The 14,133-nt window shown below is 34.7% G+C and carries 15 protein-coding genes; 9 read left to right on the top strand and 6 right to left on the bottom strand.

The features are described from left to right. Positions 1–276 precede the first annotated feature (276 nt). The gene (locus XJ32_RS01905) at positions 277–1,212 is read right to left on the bottom strand and encodes a D-2-hydroxyacid dehydrogenase (RefSeq protein ID WP_077388170.1); all 936 of its coding nucleotides are present in this window, start codon (positions 1,210–1,212) and stop codon (positions 277–279) included. A 342-nt stretch (positions 1,213–1,554) separates the two neighbouring features. Beyond that, positions 1,555–2,871 (bottom strand): histidine--tRNA ligase, encoded by a 1,317-nt coding sequence (hisS, locus tag XJ32_RS01900; RefSeq protein WP_040462836.1) that lies wholly within the window; start codon positions 2,869–2,871, stop codon positions 1,555–1,557. 371 nt (positions 2,872–3,242) lie between these two features. Between hisS and XJ32_RS01895 the strand changes: the two genes are divergently transcribed. Beyond that, positions 3,243–4,931: a 2-isopropylmalate synthase gene (locus tag XJ32_RS01895; protein ID WP_077388169.1), complete on the top strand. Its 1,689-nt coding sequence runs from the start codon at positions 3,243–3,245 to the stop codon at positions 4,929–4,931. Between the two features lie 18 nt (positions 4,932–4,949). Next, complete coding sequence (locus XJ32_RS12385; protein WP_174566004.1) at positions 4,950–6,233, top strand: hypothetical protein; 1,284 nt, start codon at positions 4,950–4,952, stop codon at positions 6,231–6,233. 81 nt (positions 6,234–6,314) lie between these two features. Here the strand turns inward: XJ32_RS12385 and XJ32_RS12165 are convergent, their stop codons facing one another. Next, positions 6,315–6,536 (bottom strand): hypothetical protein, encoded by a 222-nt coding sequence (locus XJ32_RS12165; RefSeq protein WP_167619974.1) that lies wholly within the window; start codon positions 6,534–6,536, stop codon positions 6,315–6,317. Positions 6,537–6,716: 180 nt separating this feature from the next. Here XJ32_RS12165 and XJ32_RS12575 point away from each other — a divergent pair, with 180 nt between their 5' ends. Both XJ32_RS12575 and XJ32_RS12570 read left to right on the top strand, forming a co-directional pair. Then, positions 6,717–6,953, top strand: a complete 237-nt coding sequence (locus XJ32_RS12575) for a hypothetical protein (protein WP_254422299.1) — start codon at positions 6,717–6,719, stop codon at positions 6,951–6,953. 77 nt (positions 6,954–7,030) lie between these two features. After that, positions 7,031–7,441 carry a PKD domain-containing protein gene (locus XJ32_RS12570; RefSeq protein WP_254422420.1) on the top strand — a complete coding sequence of 137 codons (411 nt, stop codon included), beginning with the start codon at positions 7,031–7,033 and terminating at the stop codon, positions 7,439–7,441. An 80-nt stretch (positions 7,442–7,521) separates the two neighbouring features. Here XJ32_RS12570 and rnc read toward each other — a convergent pair whose 3' ends face one another. Next, a complete protein-coding gene (rnc, locus tag XJ32_RS01875) occupies positions 7,522–8,208 on the bottom strand; it encodes a ribonuclease III (RefSeq protein WP_005217768.1) in 687 nt (228 codons plus the stop codon). Positions 8,209–8,558: 350 nt separating this feature from the next. On the opposite strand from rnc, the gene mqnP reads away from it, so the two are divergent. Genes mqnP through XJ32_RS01850 form a run of 5 tightly spaced genes read left to right on the top strand, consistent with a single transcriptional unit; the run spans position 8,559 to position 11,901 of the window. Then, entirely contained in the window at positions 8,559–9,437 is an 879-nt protein-coding gene (gene mqnP / locus XJ32_RS01870) for a menaquinone biosynthesis prenyltransferase MqnP (RefSeq protein ID WP_077388168.1), read from the top strand. A 1-nt stretch (position 9,438) separates the two neighbouring features. Then, complete coding sequence (locus tag XJ32_RS01865) at positions 9,439–9,993, top strand: hypothetical protein (RefSeq protein WP_077388167.1); 555 nt, start codon at positions 9,439–9,441, stop codon at positions 9,991–9,993. A gap of 16 nt (positions 9,994–10,009) precedes the next feature. Further along, entirely contained in the window at positions 10,010–10,534 is a 525-nt protein-coding gene (locus tag XJ32_RS01860) for a hypothetical protein (RefSeq protein ID WP_077388166.1), read from the top strand. Beyond that, the gene (locus XJ32_RS01855) at positions 10,531–11,172 is read left to right on the top strand and encodes a queuosine precursor transporter (protein ID WP_077388165.1); all 642 of its coding nucleotides are present in this window, start codon (positions 10,531–10,533) and stop codon (positions 11,170–11,172) included. The genes XJ32_RS01860 and XJ32_RS01855 overlap by 4 nt, the downstream gene beginning before the upstream one ends. A gap of 6 nt (positions 11,173–11,178) precedes the next feature. Continuing rightward, positions 11,179–11,901, top strand: a complete 723-nt coding sequence (locus tag XJ32_RS01850) for an arginyltransferase (RefSeq protein ID WP_004087759.1) — start codon at positions 11,179–11,181, stop codon at positions 11,899–11,901. 44 nt (positions 11,902–11,945) lie between these two features. On the opposite strand, the gene XJ32_RS01845 is transcribed toward XJ32_RS01850, so the two are convergent. Both XJ32_RS01845 and neuC read right to left on the bottom strand, forming a co-directional pair. Next, the gene (locus tag XJ32_RS01845) at positions 11,946–12,827 is read right to left on the bottom strand and encodes a beta-1,4-N-acetylgalactosaminyltransferase (RefSeq protein ID WP_167619984.1); all 882 of its coding nucleotides are present in this window, start codon (positions 12,825–12,827) and stop codon (positions 11,946–11,948) included. Between the two features lie 161 nt (positions 12,828–12,988). Beyond that, complete coding sequence (neuC, locus tag XJ32_RS01840) at positions 12,989–14,110, bottom strand: UDP-N-acetylglucosamine 2-epimerase (protein ID WP_077388163.1); 1,122 nt, start codon at positions 14,108–14,110, stop codon at positions 12,989–12,991. Between the last annotated feature and the right edge of the window lie 23 nt (positions 14,111–14,133).

Here is a 14,133-nt window from a genome sequence, read left to right as displayed (position 1 = left end):
TAGCTTTCATGAAATAAGCATAAATTGAAAAACATAAAACAGATTCCATAAAAAAATAAAACCAAAGGTTAAAGGCTTAGAAGTTAAGTTATTGAATATGTTGAAACTTTAAAATATTATGGATATATCATCAAGATTAAATATTTTTAGAAAATTATCTTATGTGTTTTATATTTAATTCAATATAAGATAAAACCCTACATATTAGTATCTCTAGTTGCAAAGCGTGTAAAATAATTACATTTAGATTCTATTCAAAGTTAAACCAGACAAATACTACCCATTCGCATTCAAAAACTGCTTAATATTTTCTGCCACCATCTGTAGTAATCTATCTTTTGTGTCCTTATACGCCCATGCGATATGCGGCGTGATGATAACTTTATGTGCGATTTTAGAATCAAGCAAGGGGTGATTAACTATCATTGGCTCTTTTTCTAACACATCTGTGCCAAATAGAAAGTCTTGTATTTGCAGGGCTTGTGCGAGATCCTTTTCATTGACAATGCCACCACGACCAAGATTAAGTAGAATTGCTCCCTTTTTTAGCATTTGTAGTTGCTCTTTTGCGATTAGATTCTGTGTTGTGCTATTTAGCGGAGCGTGAATGGATATAATATCACTTGTTTTTAGAATCTCATCTAGGCTTTTGTGCGGTATGTCATTTTGCGTATTATTTCCGCTTGTGGAATGATAGCTAACTTCCGCACCAAAGGCTTTTGCGAGATGGCATACCTGCTTACCAATGCTACCATAGCCAATAATACCCCATTGCTTACCATAAAGATCTTGTAAATCATAAGTGAGATGGCAGAAAATCTCACTCTTGCACCACTGCCCTTGTTGCACATATTGTGAATAATAAGGCAAACGACCAAGCAGACTTAATGCCAACATAAGCGTATGCTGTGCGACTGAATGTGTGGAATAACCCGCTACATTTTTTACCGCTATATTGTGTGTCTTAGCGTATTCCATATCAATATTATTTGTGCCTGTTGCACTTACACAAATAAGCTTCAATTTGGGTAAAGAAGACAGAATCTTAGAATCTAGCACAACTTTATTTGTGATGATAATATCTGCATCTTTTGTGCGTTCTAAAACCTGTGTAGAATCTGTAGTTTGATATGATTTAAATTCGCCAAATTGTGCGAAAAGTGTCTCATCAAAATCACCAAGTGTCATTTTATCAAGTAAAACAAGCTGCATATTTTTCCTTTCTATGAGATTTTGTATTCTAAAAGTCTTTACAGAACGCTTTTTTGATATAGCTATATCAATCTATAAAAGACCAGAATAGATAAAGTCTTACAATTCTAGCATTATTTCACATAAAACTATAGTGTAAAACTACATAAAAGTTATGTCAAAATTATCTCTCCGTAACACATTTGTAGTGAATTACAAAGGAATTATTTCTAGTATATCTCTTAGATTCTATAACAAAATATCATGATTGGGCCTTTAGGCGAAATATCTAACATAGAATCTAAAAAGATATTTCGTGCTTACGCATTCAATATGACAATTGGTTTCTATCATCAATGCGATTTAAGAATTTCTTACAACTTGCAATGCGTGTAAAAAGCTTACTTTCTCAATCTGTATGCCTGAAGTCATATTTTTGACAGAAAGCGTTTTTGTTTGAAACTCTTCATCACCAATAATTATGCTGAATTCATGCCCTTTTGCGTTTGCATAGCCGAGAGACTTCTTAATCTTTACTGCATCTGGATAGACTTCAGCTTTTACATTGCTATGTCTTAAAGCCTCTGCGATCTTATGTGCGAAGGCAAAATACGCCTCATTCGTTACAATCAGTAGCACTCTCACCATAGTCCCACGCAACTCTAAAAGCTCAAGCTCCATTAATGCCGCAATAAGCCTATCAAGACCAATACTCGCACCAACGCCACTTAATCGCTCTTTGCTAAAACTTTGTGTCAAATTATCATAGCGACCGCCACTACAAACACTCCCGATACTTTTTAGTCTATTTAGCGTTGTTTCATACACAATGCCTGTATAGTATCCAAGCCCTCTTGCAATAGAAAAGTTGATACGACAACTCGATATATCAAGCTCCAAATCATCAAGAATACTAAACATAGATTCTAAATCTTGCAATCCTTTACGCAATATCTCATTATAATCTTTAAGGTAGGCAATCTCTTTAAAGAAATCACTATAATGTGAAGTCTGCTTAATCATAACAAGTCTGCAAATCTCTTGTGCTTTTTCTGCTGTAATATTTAGCTCTTTTTGCAATTCTTTTTGCACTTCATCAAGTCCAATCTTATCAAGTTTATCTATGATACGCAAACCAGATTCAACATTATCATGCAAGCCAAAATATGCAAAGATTCCATTCAAAATATCTCTATGATTAATCCAAATGGTAAATTCCTGCAAACCAAGTGCATTAAGTGAACTATAAATAACCTGCAAAATCTCTGCATCACAACTTAGCGAATCACTCCCAATAAAGTCAAAATCACATTGTGTAAATTCCCTATATCGCCCCTTTTGTGCGCGTTCCCCACGGAATACATTGCCTATCACATAGCGTTTAAAAGGCATGATTAATTCATGTCTGTGCTGCGTGATAAAACGCGCTAATGGCACGGTTTGATCAAATCGCAAGGCGACATCTCTATCGCCATGGTCTCTAAATCGATACAATTCCTTTTGTATCTCTTCGCTTCCTTGCTTCACCAAAATGTCAGCATACTCTAAATGCGGTGTCTCAATAGGCATAAAACCATAGCTTAAAAACACTTCACTCACTTTTTCCACAATACTCGCTTTTGCATAAGCCTCTTGTGGCAATCTGTCTTTAAATCCACTTAATGTGCGTGGTTGTATCAGTGTATTACCCATTTATTCTCCATTTTGCAAAGTTAGCCTTTTGCTTATTGGTCCTTAAATATAGTTCTAGTTTTTTTTGTTTTTAGAATCTTTTATGGTATATATCTCTTGCTTTTTCTAATTGACCTTAGATTCTATAAAAACACATTAAGTTTGCATTGTAACAATAAAAAGTGGATTTCTAAATAACATGTGTAAAGACTATGATGTTTGACATATTTGGTTTATGATTATGTGATTTCAAGATTCCAAAACTTCTCTCTTTTATGATTCTTGTTGATTTTGTAGAAAATTTTTATTATTTTTGTATTTTTTATTGCTACAATCAAAGGGCTTTTTAGCCTTTGCAGCATTTTTTACAAGGAGTTTTTATGAATCACACAAAATACAAACGCGGCTACTTTATGCCCCCAAATTCTAACAAAGATTCTAAATCGTATTTAGAATGGAGCAAAAAAGAGTATATAGAGTCCGCACCTTTATGGTGTAGCGTGGATTTACGCGATGGGAATCAAGCTCTAATCACCCCTATGAGCTTGGAAGAAAAAATCACATTTTTTAAACTCCTGCTGCAAATTGGCTTTAAAGATATTGAGGTTGGATTCCCCGCGGCAAGTGAAACCGAATACCGCTTTTTGCGAACACTCATAGAGCAGAATCTAATCCCAAAAGATGTGCGTTTGCAGGTGCTTACTCAAGCAAGAGAGCATATCATCAAACGCACTTTTGAAGCATTACAAGGCTGTCCTAATGCGATAGTGCATTTTTATAACTCAACTTCCTACGCCCAAAGAGAGCAGGTCTTTAGAAAGTCAAAAGAAGATGTGAAAAAAATCGCCATTGATGGGGCGTTATGCGTGAAGCAAATCGCACAAGAGACAGAGGGCAATTTCTCTTTTGAATACTCGCCAGAAAGTTTTAGCGGCACAGAGATTGACTACGCACTTGAAGTCAGCAATGCTGTGATTGATATTTTTAAGCCCACACAGGATAAAAAGTTTATTTTGAATCTCCCTGCCACCGTTGAGATGAGCCTGCCTCATATTTACGCGCAACAAGTGGAGTTTATGAGTAAGAATCTTTTGCATAGGGAAAATGTGCTTATATCCTTGCACCCGCATAATGATAGGGGTTGTGCGGTAGCGAGTGCTGAGCTTGGAATCTTAGCAGGGGCAGATAGGATTGAAGGCACACTTTTTGGCAATGGCGAACGCACAGGGAATGTGGATATTATCACCCTAGCGTTAAATCTCACCACACACGGCGTAAATTCTAAGCTTGATTTTAGCAATCTCCCGCATATTTGCGATGTGTATGAATCTGTAACAAAAATGCAAGTGTATGAGCGGCAACCCTATGCCGGAAAGCTTGTCTTTGCTGCCTTTTCTGGCTCTCATCAAGACGCTATTGCTAAGGGTATGGCGTATCACAAAGAGAAAAATCTTAGCACTTGGAGTGTGCCTTATCTCCCGCTTGACCCGCAAGATGTGGGGCGAGTGTATGAAAGCGATGTGATACGCATAAACTCACAGAGTGGCAAGGGCGGTATTGCCTACATTTTGCACGAGCATTATGGGGCGAATCTGCCGCCACTTTTTAGAGAGGAATTTTCCTACTATATTAAGGACATTTCGGACAAAGCACATAAGGAGCTTAGCCCAAGTGAGATATGTGAGATTTTTGAAAAGGATTTTGTGAATGTTGCGGAGCATTTAGAGATAGGCGAGTTTAGCTTTGATACGCACGAAAATGAATGTGAAGTGCGTATAGAGCTAATAAAACCGCAAAAAAAGAGCATAGATTCCAAAGGCAATGGGCGACTTGATAGCATAGCAAATGCGTTGAGAGAGCATTTAAATCTAAGCTTTGATATACTAGATTACAGCGAACACGCTTTGAAAAATGGCTCAAATGCTAAGGCGATAGCCTATGTGCAAATTGAATCTAATGGCAAAAAATACTTTGGCGCAGGGATTGATAATGATATTATCAAAGCTTCAGTGTATGCGTTAGTGAGTGCGTTAAATCGTGCGTATGCGAAAGGTATAACTAGATTCTAAAAAAGTTTTCTAAATATTTTGGAGGCTATACGAGATGGCGAGTTAAAAAAGGAATATATAAAAGCTTATCAACATAAAGAGACACATGATATTTTTTACATTGTTGCTACAAAAGAAAACGATAACATCATATCAACGGGGTTGCCAACAACACGGATAAGTAAAATTATTAATAATATTAAAAGTAGTGAGAGAGCAAACAGCGGAGGCTCTTTAGGGAATGCAACAAACCGCCAAGCTGACATAAAGTCCAATGCCCTAAACTTGCACCCAAATCCTACCCAAAAAACATTAACGCGTCAAGAAGCAGACGAACTTTTTTCAAACTTTCAACAAGCAAATAAAAACTACGCACAAATAAAAGAGTCTTTAAATGACAAATTTGCCAAAGCCCTAACCAAAGGCATGAATAAAAAAGACTTAGATTCAAGACTTACCATAGAGCAATGGAAACAAAGAGTGCTAGACACACAATGGGGTGATAGCATAAAAGGGCTAGAGAACACAATATTTAAAAACTTTAATCCAAGAATGCAAAAACACACACAAATGCTAACAATACTTAGGGCATTAGACAGAAATGTAAAGCTAAATGATGATACATTCCCAATTGATTTTACTAAGATTTTAAGCGATATTGAGAATCTAGAAAAGCTTACACTGCACCCTGAAATCTATCCTATACTCGATACTTTTAAAAGCTATGCTAAAAGCTATCAATTCGCCCAAGAAATAAGCAAAGCAAAAGCATTAGAAAACCAAGTAGGCAGCGGTGCATTAGCCACAACACTAGAGGGCAGAATAAAAGTCTTTTTAACCAATAGATTATTTAAAAAGCTTTTTGCCTTTATCCCTTACATAGGCGATAATGCAGCCATAACAAAAGCCTTGCAAAGTGCTATAAAAGATTTAAAATACCCAAGTGAAATCACACTAGAAACGCTTAAAGTGCTAAATAAAGCAGATTTAGACAAAGGCTTTAAACCCATAAAAGATAAAGAGAATAAACCAAGATTTGAATACAAGGCAAACACACCTTTAAGTGATAAAGAATTACAGAGCCAAATAAGAGGTAATACACAGATATTAACCCCAAAAGATACAAGCGAGATAGAAGCCATTGCAAGTAATCCACTCATTCAAAACATGGAGAGACAAGCAAAGTATAATGAAGAACTCACACAAAAAATAAGCCAATTTGAAGCAAATAAAGAAAACATTCAACAAGATATATTAAATAATCTAGTTGTTGCCACACAAGAGATAAAACAGGAACGCTATATTATTACAAGCCTTTTGTAAGCAAGGACAAGGAATATCATATTACAAGTATAGCAGTAAAAACAGATGGGACACTAGATTATGCCACAAGCTATAATGCTACTAAAAACAGATTAAATCAAATGATAAAACATAATGAGTTGGTGTATATGGAGAGTGGTTTGTCTTAGCAGGAAATCCGCAACCTATAATGCGTGAGTAGGTGAAGCCTGCCGCCCAGCCACAAAAGCCTAGACAGATTTTTTTAATGTTAAGCCACGAGACAAACCATGCGTTATTATACCACAAAAAAGGATTTAAAGTGATACAAACAAAAAATCTCACTCTAAAGAAATTCCAAGAGAATTTTGATTTTCAGAATCTTAGTTTTTTATAGAAGCTAAGATGAAAGATAGCTAAATTATAAAGACGCCTTAGATAGCTTTGTAAAGTATATGCCAAAATATGTTTTAATAGAGCTATGCTTTTACAGATGACCAAAAGGCTTTAGCTTATAGTGATTTTATGGCTAAAACATTTTTAGGCGTATTTCAAAGTGCAGTCCAAACAGCATTAACCATAGACCAAAACGAAGTAGCTACAAGAGACGCACAAAATCAAAGTGCATTAGGCATACTAGGCAAAATAACAATAAAAGAAAAAAGAAGTAGTATGCTATCCAATCAAGTGAAAGAAAGCTTTTTTAAGATACAAGCAAGTAAAATGCAAACAGCTCAACTTCAAGCTCAAGCCAAATATTAACATGAAAGAGAAGATAAAATCAAGGCAGAAGTATTACATAAAAGTGCCAATGATAACGCACAGATAAATAAGGCTAATTGCCAAAAACATTAATCAGTAATAGCTATCAAAATGTCCTATCAAATGCAAATAAACCAGACTTGCTTAAAAGCTATGATATGCAGCAAACCACCGTGAATGCACTCAAAGCAATAGGTGAAGCTCCAATCAGTGATTATACAGATGAGTGGAAAAAGGTGCAAATACCTGACTACAATACAGACTTTGATACTACTATACTAGAGATATATGCTACTAAGAGTGTTATAGCTATTGATGAAGTGATAGGATTTCATATTGTTACCTCTATTGAGTTAGTAGAAGTTGAGTGGGATTTTGGTGATGGCGAAGTGAGTAGCCAAAAGGATAATATCTTAAAGTCTTTTAATAAAGAAGGCTCGTATAATGTAAGATTAAGAATGTGCAATTATGTATCGATTGGATTGTGAAAGTTGATGGCTAAAACAGATTATTGTTACTTACAATATTCAGCCTATTCCTTACGCACACAAAAGCATTATGTAGCCCATCACATTTGTTGCAGTATCTGTAATGTGAGTTTTGCGGCGGCTTGTTGGGCTGCTTTCTTGCTTACACCATTTGCACTCGCATATATTTTATTTTGAATCTTTACTTGCATGGTAAAAATCTTTTTATGATCTGGTCCTTCTTGTGAGAGCATTTCATAGCTTGGGATACAGCCAAATCTCTCTTGTGTGTATTCCTGCAAGCTTGACTTATAATCACTTGTTAGTAACTCCTCATTAATACGAAACTCATTATGCAGAATAGGATAAAACACACGTTTTACAGAATCTAGCCCAGATTCAAGATAGATTACCGCCATAATTGCCTCAAAAGCATTACTCAAAATACTTGCTTTTAATCTCCCTCCATTATTAATTTCTGAAGTGGATAGATTAAGATATTCACCTAAATTAATGGATTGAGCGAGCTTACAAAATGAAGCTTCATTCACCAAAGATGCACGCATTTTTGATAACGAACCTTCATTTTTTTGCGTAAATGTCTCAAAAAGATACTCCCCTACAACTAAATCAAGCACAGCATCACCTAAAAACTCCAAACGCTCGTTATTATAAGGCTTTTTGAAAGATTTATGTGCTAGTGCTTCTGCTAATTTTTTCTTATTCTTAAATGTGTAGTTTAGTTTTTGTTCTAATATATGGATATGTGGTGAGAGTGTCGTTTCCAAAATAACCCCTTAAAATAAATATTAAGCTAGAATTCTAGCAAAAAATATCAACAAACTCATATTCATGCGTTATGTAGGCAAGGCAAAATTTCTAGAATACGACCTAATTTGCTACATGTATGTCAAGCAAAATAAAACTTTTGTGAATCTTAAACTAGATTCTATATAGTCCAACATATAATATACTAGTCTCTGGAATCTCGCTAAGTATTTCTTACAAGATATATAGCAAATAAAAGCATATCGTATTATTGATTTTTCAGCAATTTTAAGTTATAGTTAAAGATTTAAAATAACTTAATAAATACAAGAATAAAGCTTATTAGATTATATTGAAAGTGCAGTTTCTCATGGAAAGATTAAAAAAGCAATTACAGACCTTAAGCGAACTGGTAATGTTTGAGCATACCATTTTTAGTGCAAGTTTTATTGTGATTGCTATGATTGTATCATCAAACGCATTTTATGATAGCGGATTTTTTGGGTTTAAAACGCTTTTTTTATGTGCTTTTGCCCTAATCACTGCGCGTAATTTTGCGATGGCTTTTAATCGGCTTTGTGATAGAGATATAGATTCTACAAATGAGCGGACAAAAAATCGCCCAAGTGTTGATGGTCGCTTGAGTCTTCCTGCTTTACTTCTTTTTTGCGTGATAAATGCGGTGCTATTTGTCTTTGTAAGCTATCTTATTAACGATTTAGCTTTTAAGCTATCTTTTCCATTTTTATTTATACTTGGTGTTTATAGTGTGATGAAAAGATTCTCATGTCTTGCACATTTAGTGCTTGGCTTATCGCTTGGACTAGCCCCTATTGCTGGGGATATTGCAGTAAGTGGTGCGGTGCATGTATGGACTATTTTTCTTAGTCTTGGGGTGCTATTTTGGGTGGCTGGATTTGATATTTTATATTCCTTGCAAGATATAGAGCATGATAAAAGGCATAATCTCTATTCCATACCTGCACGATTTGGTGCGGAGAATGCGTTGCAAATAGCACGGATTTTTCATATCTTTTCTGTGTTTTTCTGGGCTTTATTCTTGCGTTTTAGCACGACTTATCATCTTGCTATTGTGGGGCTTATTTTGTCAGCTTGTATGCTTTTTTATGAGCATTTGATTGTGAGAAAGGATTTTTGTAATATTCCTCGTGCATTTTTTACAACGAATGGATATTTGGGCTTTGTCTTTTTATTTTTCATTATTTTAGATAGCATAGTGAGGTTTTAGTATGGATTTAGAAACACGCTTGGTTGATGCGAGTTTGCAGATAGAGTTACAAGTCCTTGATGATTCTATAGAGTTAGAGGCTATCAAGGAATATGAAGTGATTACGCAGTTACATGCAAACTCTATTGATAAATGGCTATCTTCACTTAAAGCAAAAAGTGGTGATTGTAAATGCGGTGGCGGCACAGCTATACTTGGTGAAATGCTAGTGCATATTTATAAGAAGTTGGAGCATCTTGAGAATCTTATAACAGATTCTCACGAAAAATACATTCCATTAAAGCATAGCATTCATACCAAGCAGTTAGGACATGGGGCTATTATTCTAGATTCTACAATGCTAGATTCTACACCACTTGAGATAGATAAGCAGTATTATGTGCGACTTTTTTTACCTGTGTTTCCAGTGCGTTGTGTGCCTTTATTTGCTATCGCAAAAGATACGCAGATTTTACAGATAAAAAAGATGGCAGATAGAGACCTAAAAGATTATGATAGCTATATTGTAAGTATTGAACGAGAAATGCTTAAAGCACGAAAAACACAGAATCTATAATAATGAAAGGGGTTATATGAATATTACAAATGCAATGAATCTTAGCTATGAAATGATGAGTGTCATTATGGCGGGATTATTTATTCTTATGATTATTATTGTGCTACTTTATATCTCACTGAAAGAAAAAGAGAGTGCAAAAAAGTTTGTGCGACTAGAGGCTTCTATCGAAGATGTGTATAAAGAGATTTATAAGATTCAAAAATGGATTATGGAAAATGAAAAACGCACACTTGAGACAAAACCAAACACAGAAGCCTTTAAAGCAATGGCAGATTTAAAAGCAGATATTTTATCATTACAGCATGGCTTACAAAGTGATAGGGAATATTTTGAAGATAAGATTCTAGTGTTAGAAGAGAGATTGCGAAGTTTAGGGCATTTTAACGCCCCATCGCAACAAAGAAATGAAAAGCAGATTCTAGATCTTTTTAAAAATGGCTATACAATCGATGCGATTTCTAAGGAATTGCGTATTACAAAAAGTGAAGTGGAGTTTGTATTGAAACTATCAGAGCTACATAAGGGAGAGATAGCATGAGTTATATGCCACCAAAAGAAAAGGCGATGAATAAAAACACATTTATAATCGCTATTAGTCTTTTTACATGCGTAATAGTTGCCTCTAACTATCTTGTGAGCTTTACAATCGGTAGCGTGCATATCCCTTTCATTGATATTACGCTTAATCTAAGTCATGTTACCTATGGGGCATTAACCTATCCACTTTCATTTTTGATTATGGATATATTGAGTGAAAAGCATGGCAGAAAAGATGTTTTAAAGGCACTTCGCTATGGACTTTTAATCGCATTTTTACCATCTTGTGCGATTGCCTTTATCTCAAATGAGCCACACCTTGCTTTGCGTATTGCAATAGCGAGTGTGAGTGCCTTTTTTGTAGCACAATTTTTAGATGTTGTGATATTTTATAGATTAAAGCAGAGATTCCCTAGCCTTTGGTGGTTTCGCAATGGTGTGAGTGCGTGTATGGCACAATGTATTGATACCTTTGTATTTTTTCATATCGCATTTTTGGGGATTCTGCCTTATTATGATGTGTTTATGCTATTTTTATTTGATTATGGGATTAAATCACTTGTGAATCTACTTGATATTCCCATCTTTTATCTTATTGCGATTAAAACTTATAAAAAAGTGCGTTATATTGGGAAGTAGTAGTATATGGAATATTTTGATTTTTTTTCAGAGCTTCATCCTTGCTCTTACTTTGAAAATAAAGAAAGTCAATTTCGATATTTAGGTATCAAGGATTGCACACCATATTTTTATCAAGGCTTACTTGAGCGTGGGTATCGCCGCTTTGGTGAGTATTTCTTCGTGCCACAATGCCCTAATTGCAAGGAATGTATTACGATACGACAACTTGTAGATGAGTTTCAAATAAGCCCCAACATGAAGCGGATTCTAAAAAAAAATAGTGATACTATTATACAGATAAGACGACCTTTAACAAATGATGCAAGAGTGTGCTTATATGTGAAATATCACACAAAAATGATGCGTAAAAAAAACTGGAGTATGAATAATATCGATATGTCTCGTTATACAAATTCATTTGTCGCTGGGAGTGAATACTTTGGCTATGAAATGTGTCTGTATCGCGATGGCAGACTTATTGGCGTGAGTTATTTTGACATTGTGCTGAGTTCTATGAGTGCAAATTACTTTTTTTACGATCATGATTATGAAAAGCTAAGTCTAGGCACACTTAATATTATATTGCTATTAAATCTTGCAAAAAAGTTAAATCTCAAATATTTCTATCCGGGGTATTGGATAAAAAATCATAAATCTATGGGCTATAAAGAGAGATATAAACCTTTTGAAGCCTTGCTAAATGAAGCCGACTTTTTTGATAGGACATATTGGAAGAGATATGATTGAGAAAATAGAGAATAAATGTGGGTAGCCATATTATCATTATTTACTCAAAAATTTAGATTAAATTGCTTATATATTGATTCTATAAGATCTTCTTCAAGCATAAAACTAGGGATTTTTAAGCCAATCAGGTGTTTGTTGCACTCTTTAAAAGTTTGCAAAGTCATTGTATCTAAATGCTTGCTAAAGTCTTGTCTTCTCTGTTTTATGGCAGGAAAGTGCCATTGCATAAGCGGTGCGTGAATATAGATTATGTCTTTTGGCACAACTTGCTGTTCAGAATATAATATATTCTCATAATTCTCTTTATCAATCCATTGAGCGGCTTTAGAAGTTTTTCGCTCAACAAAATCAATATCTCTATTACACACTAATAATTGATCATAACCACCAATGAAACCATTTGCACCATTGTTTTGCACATAAATTTTATATAAATTTTGCTCTCTTTTTATAATAAAATTTATCCGTGGATAGACAATCGCATGTTTTTGCGTTTGTGGTAGATAAAATGTTTGAAAAAGTATTTTAGCATTATAGATATGATCAACATCTATTTTAATAAGCCATTCATCTTTAGGGATATGGTCTAATACAAATCTATAGTAATAATGTAGTTTGTTGTATTCATGTTGCGGATTTTCCAACATCACTTCATAGGGATATTTTACTGGGATAAAGCCTGTGTATTGTTTGCAAAAATCTAAAATTATAGCTTCGCTTCTATCCGTGCAATCATTATAACCAATCACTCCTCGTTGAATTGCAGGCAAGATAGAATCTAAACTTGCACGCAATGTAGCCTCCTCATTTTTTACACGAATGAACGCCCATGGATTAAGTGGTGATTTTGTATCTCTTGCATTGTTATCATATTGATATAGAGGTGGAATCCCCCCCCCCCCCCCATAGTTGCTTTGTATGTCCAAACATTGTTTATTTGTGCTAAAACATTTGGGGGTGTAAGTGAATCTAATGTCTGCAAATGTATGCCATGCAGCATCTGCTGCGACGGACTTTTTTTAAATAAGGTTTTAATATATTGTGATAGTTGCATTGTGTCTCCTTGTATGAAATTGCTATTTACACTTTATATATCTAAAAACTTCTTTTGCTTCGGTATATCAAAAAATAAGCCTTTTTGCAATAAGTCAAAAAATAGTTCATTGCTTTTTGTTCTTGCTTTATGGTGTTTGTGTTGATGTTTAAAGTCTTTTGCTTTTTGTATAGCAAGAAGAATTTCTTCTTTTATTGCATTTGCATGAAATACACTAGGATACTTACTTCCCATTCTACCATTCTGTCTTGAGCCGATATTAACGCTTGGTATGCCTAGATATGGGGCTTCTTTTAATATGCAACTTGAATTGCCAATTAAAAACTTTGCACCTTCGAGTAAAGCGATAAAATACTCAAACCGAATGGATGGATAGAATCTAAAATGTGGATTATCTCTCAAACTCTTATAAGATTCTAAAATGAGATTAAAACCTAAATCATTATTGGGATAAATGATAATGTAGTTTTCCTTGCTTTCTTGCAGTGCCTGTATCAATTCATCGCTTTGTGCTTTTATGGAATCTAGCTCTGTTGTTACGGGGTGAAACATGACAATGCCATATTCTTTAAAGTCCATATCATAATAGCTTTTTGCGTCTTCCAGACTTATAGTATCACTATCCAAAATGTCTAAATCAGGCGAACCGATGATAAATATAGAATCCTTATTTTCTCCAAGCTGCAATAATCTCTTTTTAGCCCTAGAATCATTCACCAAATGGATATGTGCAAGTTTTGAAATAGCATGACGAATGCTATCATCTATCGTGCCAGATACCTCGCCGCCCTCAATATGTGCTACTAAAATATTATTTAAAGCCCCTACAATGCTAGCTGCTAGTGGCTCTACTCTATCCCCATGCACGACTATTAAATCTGGCTCATATTCAGCGATAAACTTTGAGAATCCATCAATAGTATGAGATAAGGCTAAATCCATTTGATAATATCTATCATGATTAATGAATTTATAAATATTCTTAAAGTTCGACTTTTCTATCTCTCTCACGGTTAAACCAAATTGCTTACTTAAGTGCATGCCTGTCGCAAATATATGTAACTCAAAATCATTTGATTCTTCAATCTTTAACATAAGTGATTTTATCTTTGAGAAATCCGCTCGAGTCCCGCTTACAAAAACTATTTTTTTCAACTCTACATCCCTTTATTAGAAAC

The organism is Helicobacter bilis, assembly GCF_001999985.1.
GTDB classification, from domain to species: Bacteria; Campylobacterota; Campylobacteria; order Campylobacterales; family Helicobacteraceae; genus Helicobacter_A; species Helicobacter_A rappini.
This window is presented reverse-complemented; position numbering and strand designations above follow the sequence as displayed.

What these genes read in the sequence shown, in the direction of transcription:
- XJ32_RS01905 (WP_077388170.1), bottom strand. Translation starts at nt 1,212, where the DNA reads ATGCAGCTTGTTTTACTTGATAAAATGACACTTGGTGATTTTGATGAG.
- XJ32_RS01895 (WP_077388169.1), top strand. Translation starts at nt 3,243, where the DNA reads ATGAATCACACAAAATACAAACGCGGCTACTTTATGCCCCCAAATTCT.
- XJ32_RS12575 (WP_254422299.1), top strand. Translation starts at nt 6,717, where the DNA reads ATGGCTAAAACATTTTTAGGCGTATTTCAAAGTGCAGTCCAAACAGCA.
- mqnP (WP_077388168.1), top strand. Translation starts at nt 8,559, where the DNA reads ATGGAAAGATTAAAAAAGCAATTACAGACCTTAAGCGAACTGGTAATG.
- XJ32_RS01865 (WP_077388167.1), top strand. Translation starts at nt 9,439, where the DNA reads ATGGATTTAGAAACACGCTTGGTTGATGCGAGTTTGCAGATAGAGTTA.
- XJ32_RS01860 (WP_077388166.1), top strand. Translation starts at nt 10,010, where the DNA reads ATGAATATTACAAATGCAATGAATCTTAGCTATGAAATGATGAGTGTC.
- XJ32_RS01855 (WP_077388165.1), top strand. Translation starts at nt 10,531, where the DNA reads ATGAGTTATATGCCACCAAAAGAAAAGGCGATGAATAAAAACACATTT.
- XJ32_RS01850 (WP_004087759.1), top strand. Translation starts at nt 11,179, where the DNA reads ATGGAATATTTTGATTTTTTTTCAGAGCTTCATCCTTGCTCTTACTTT.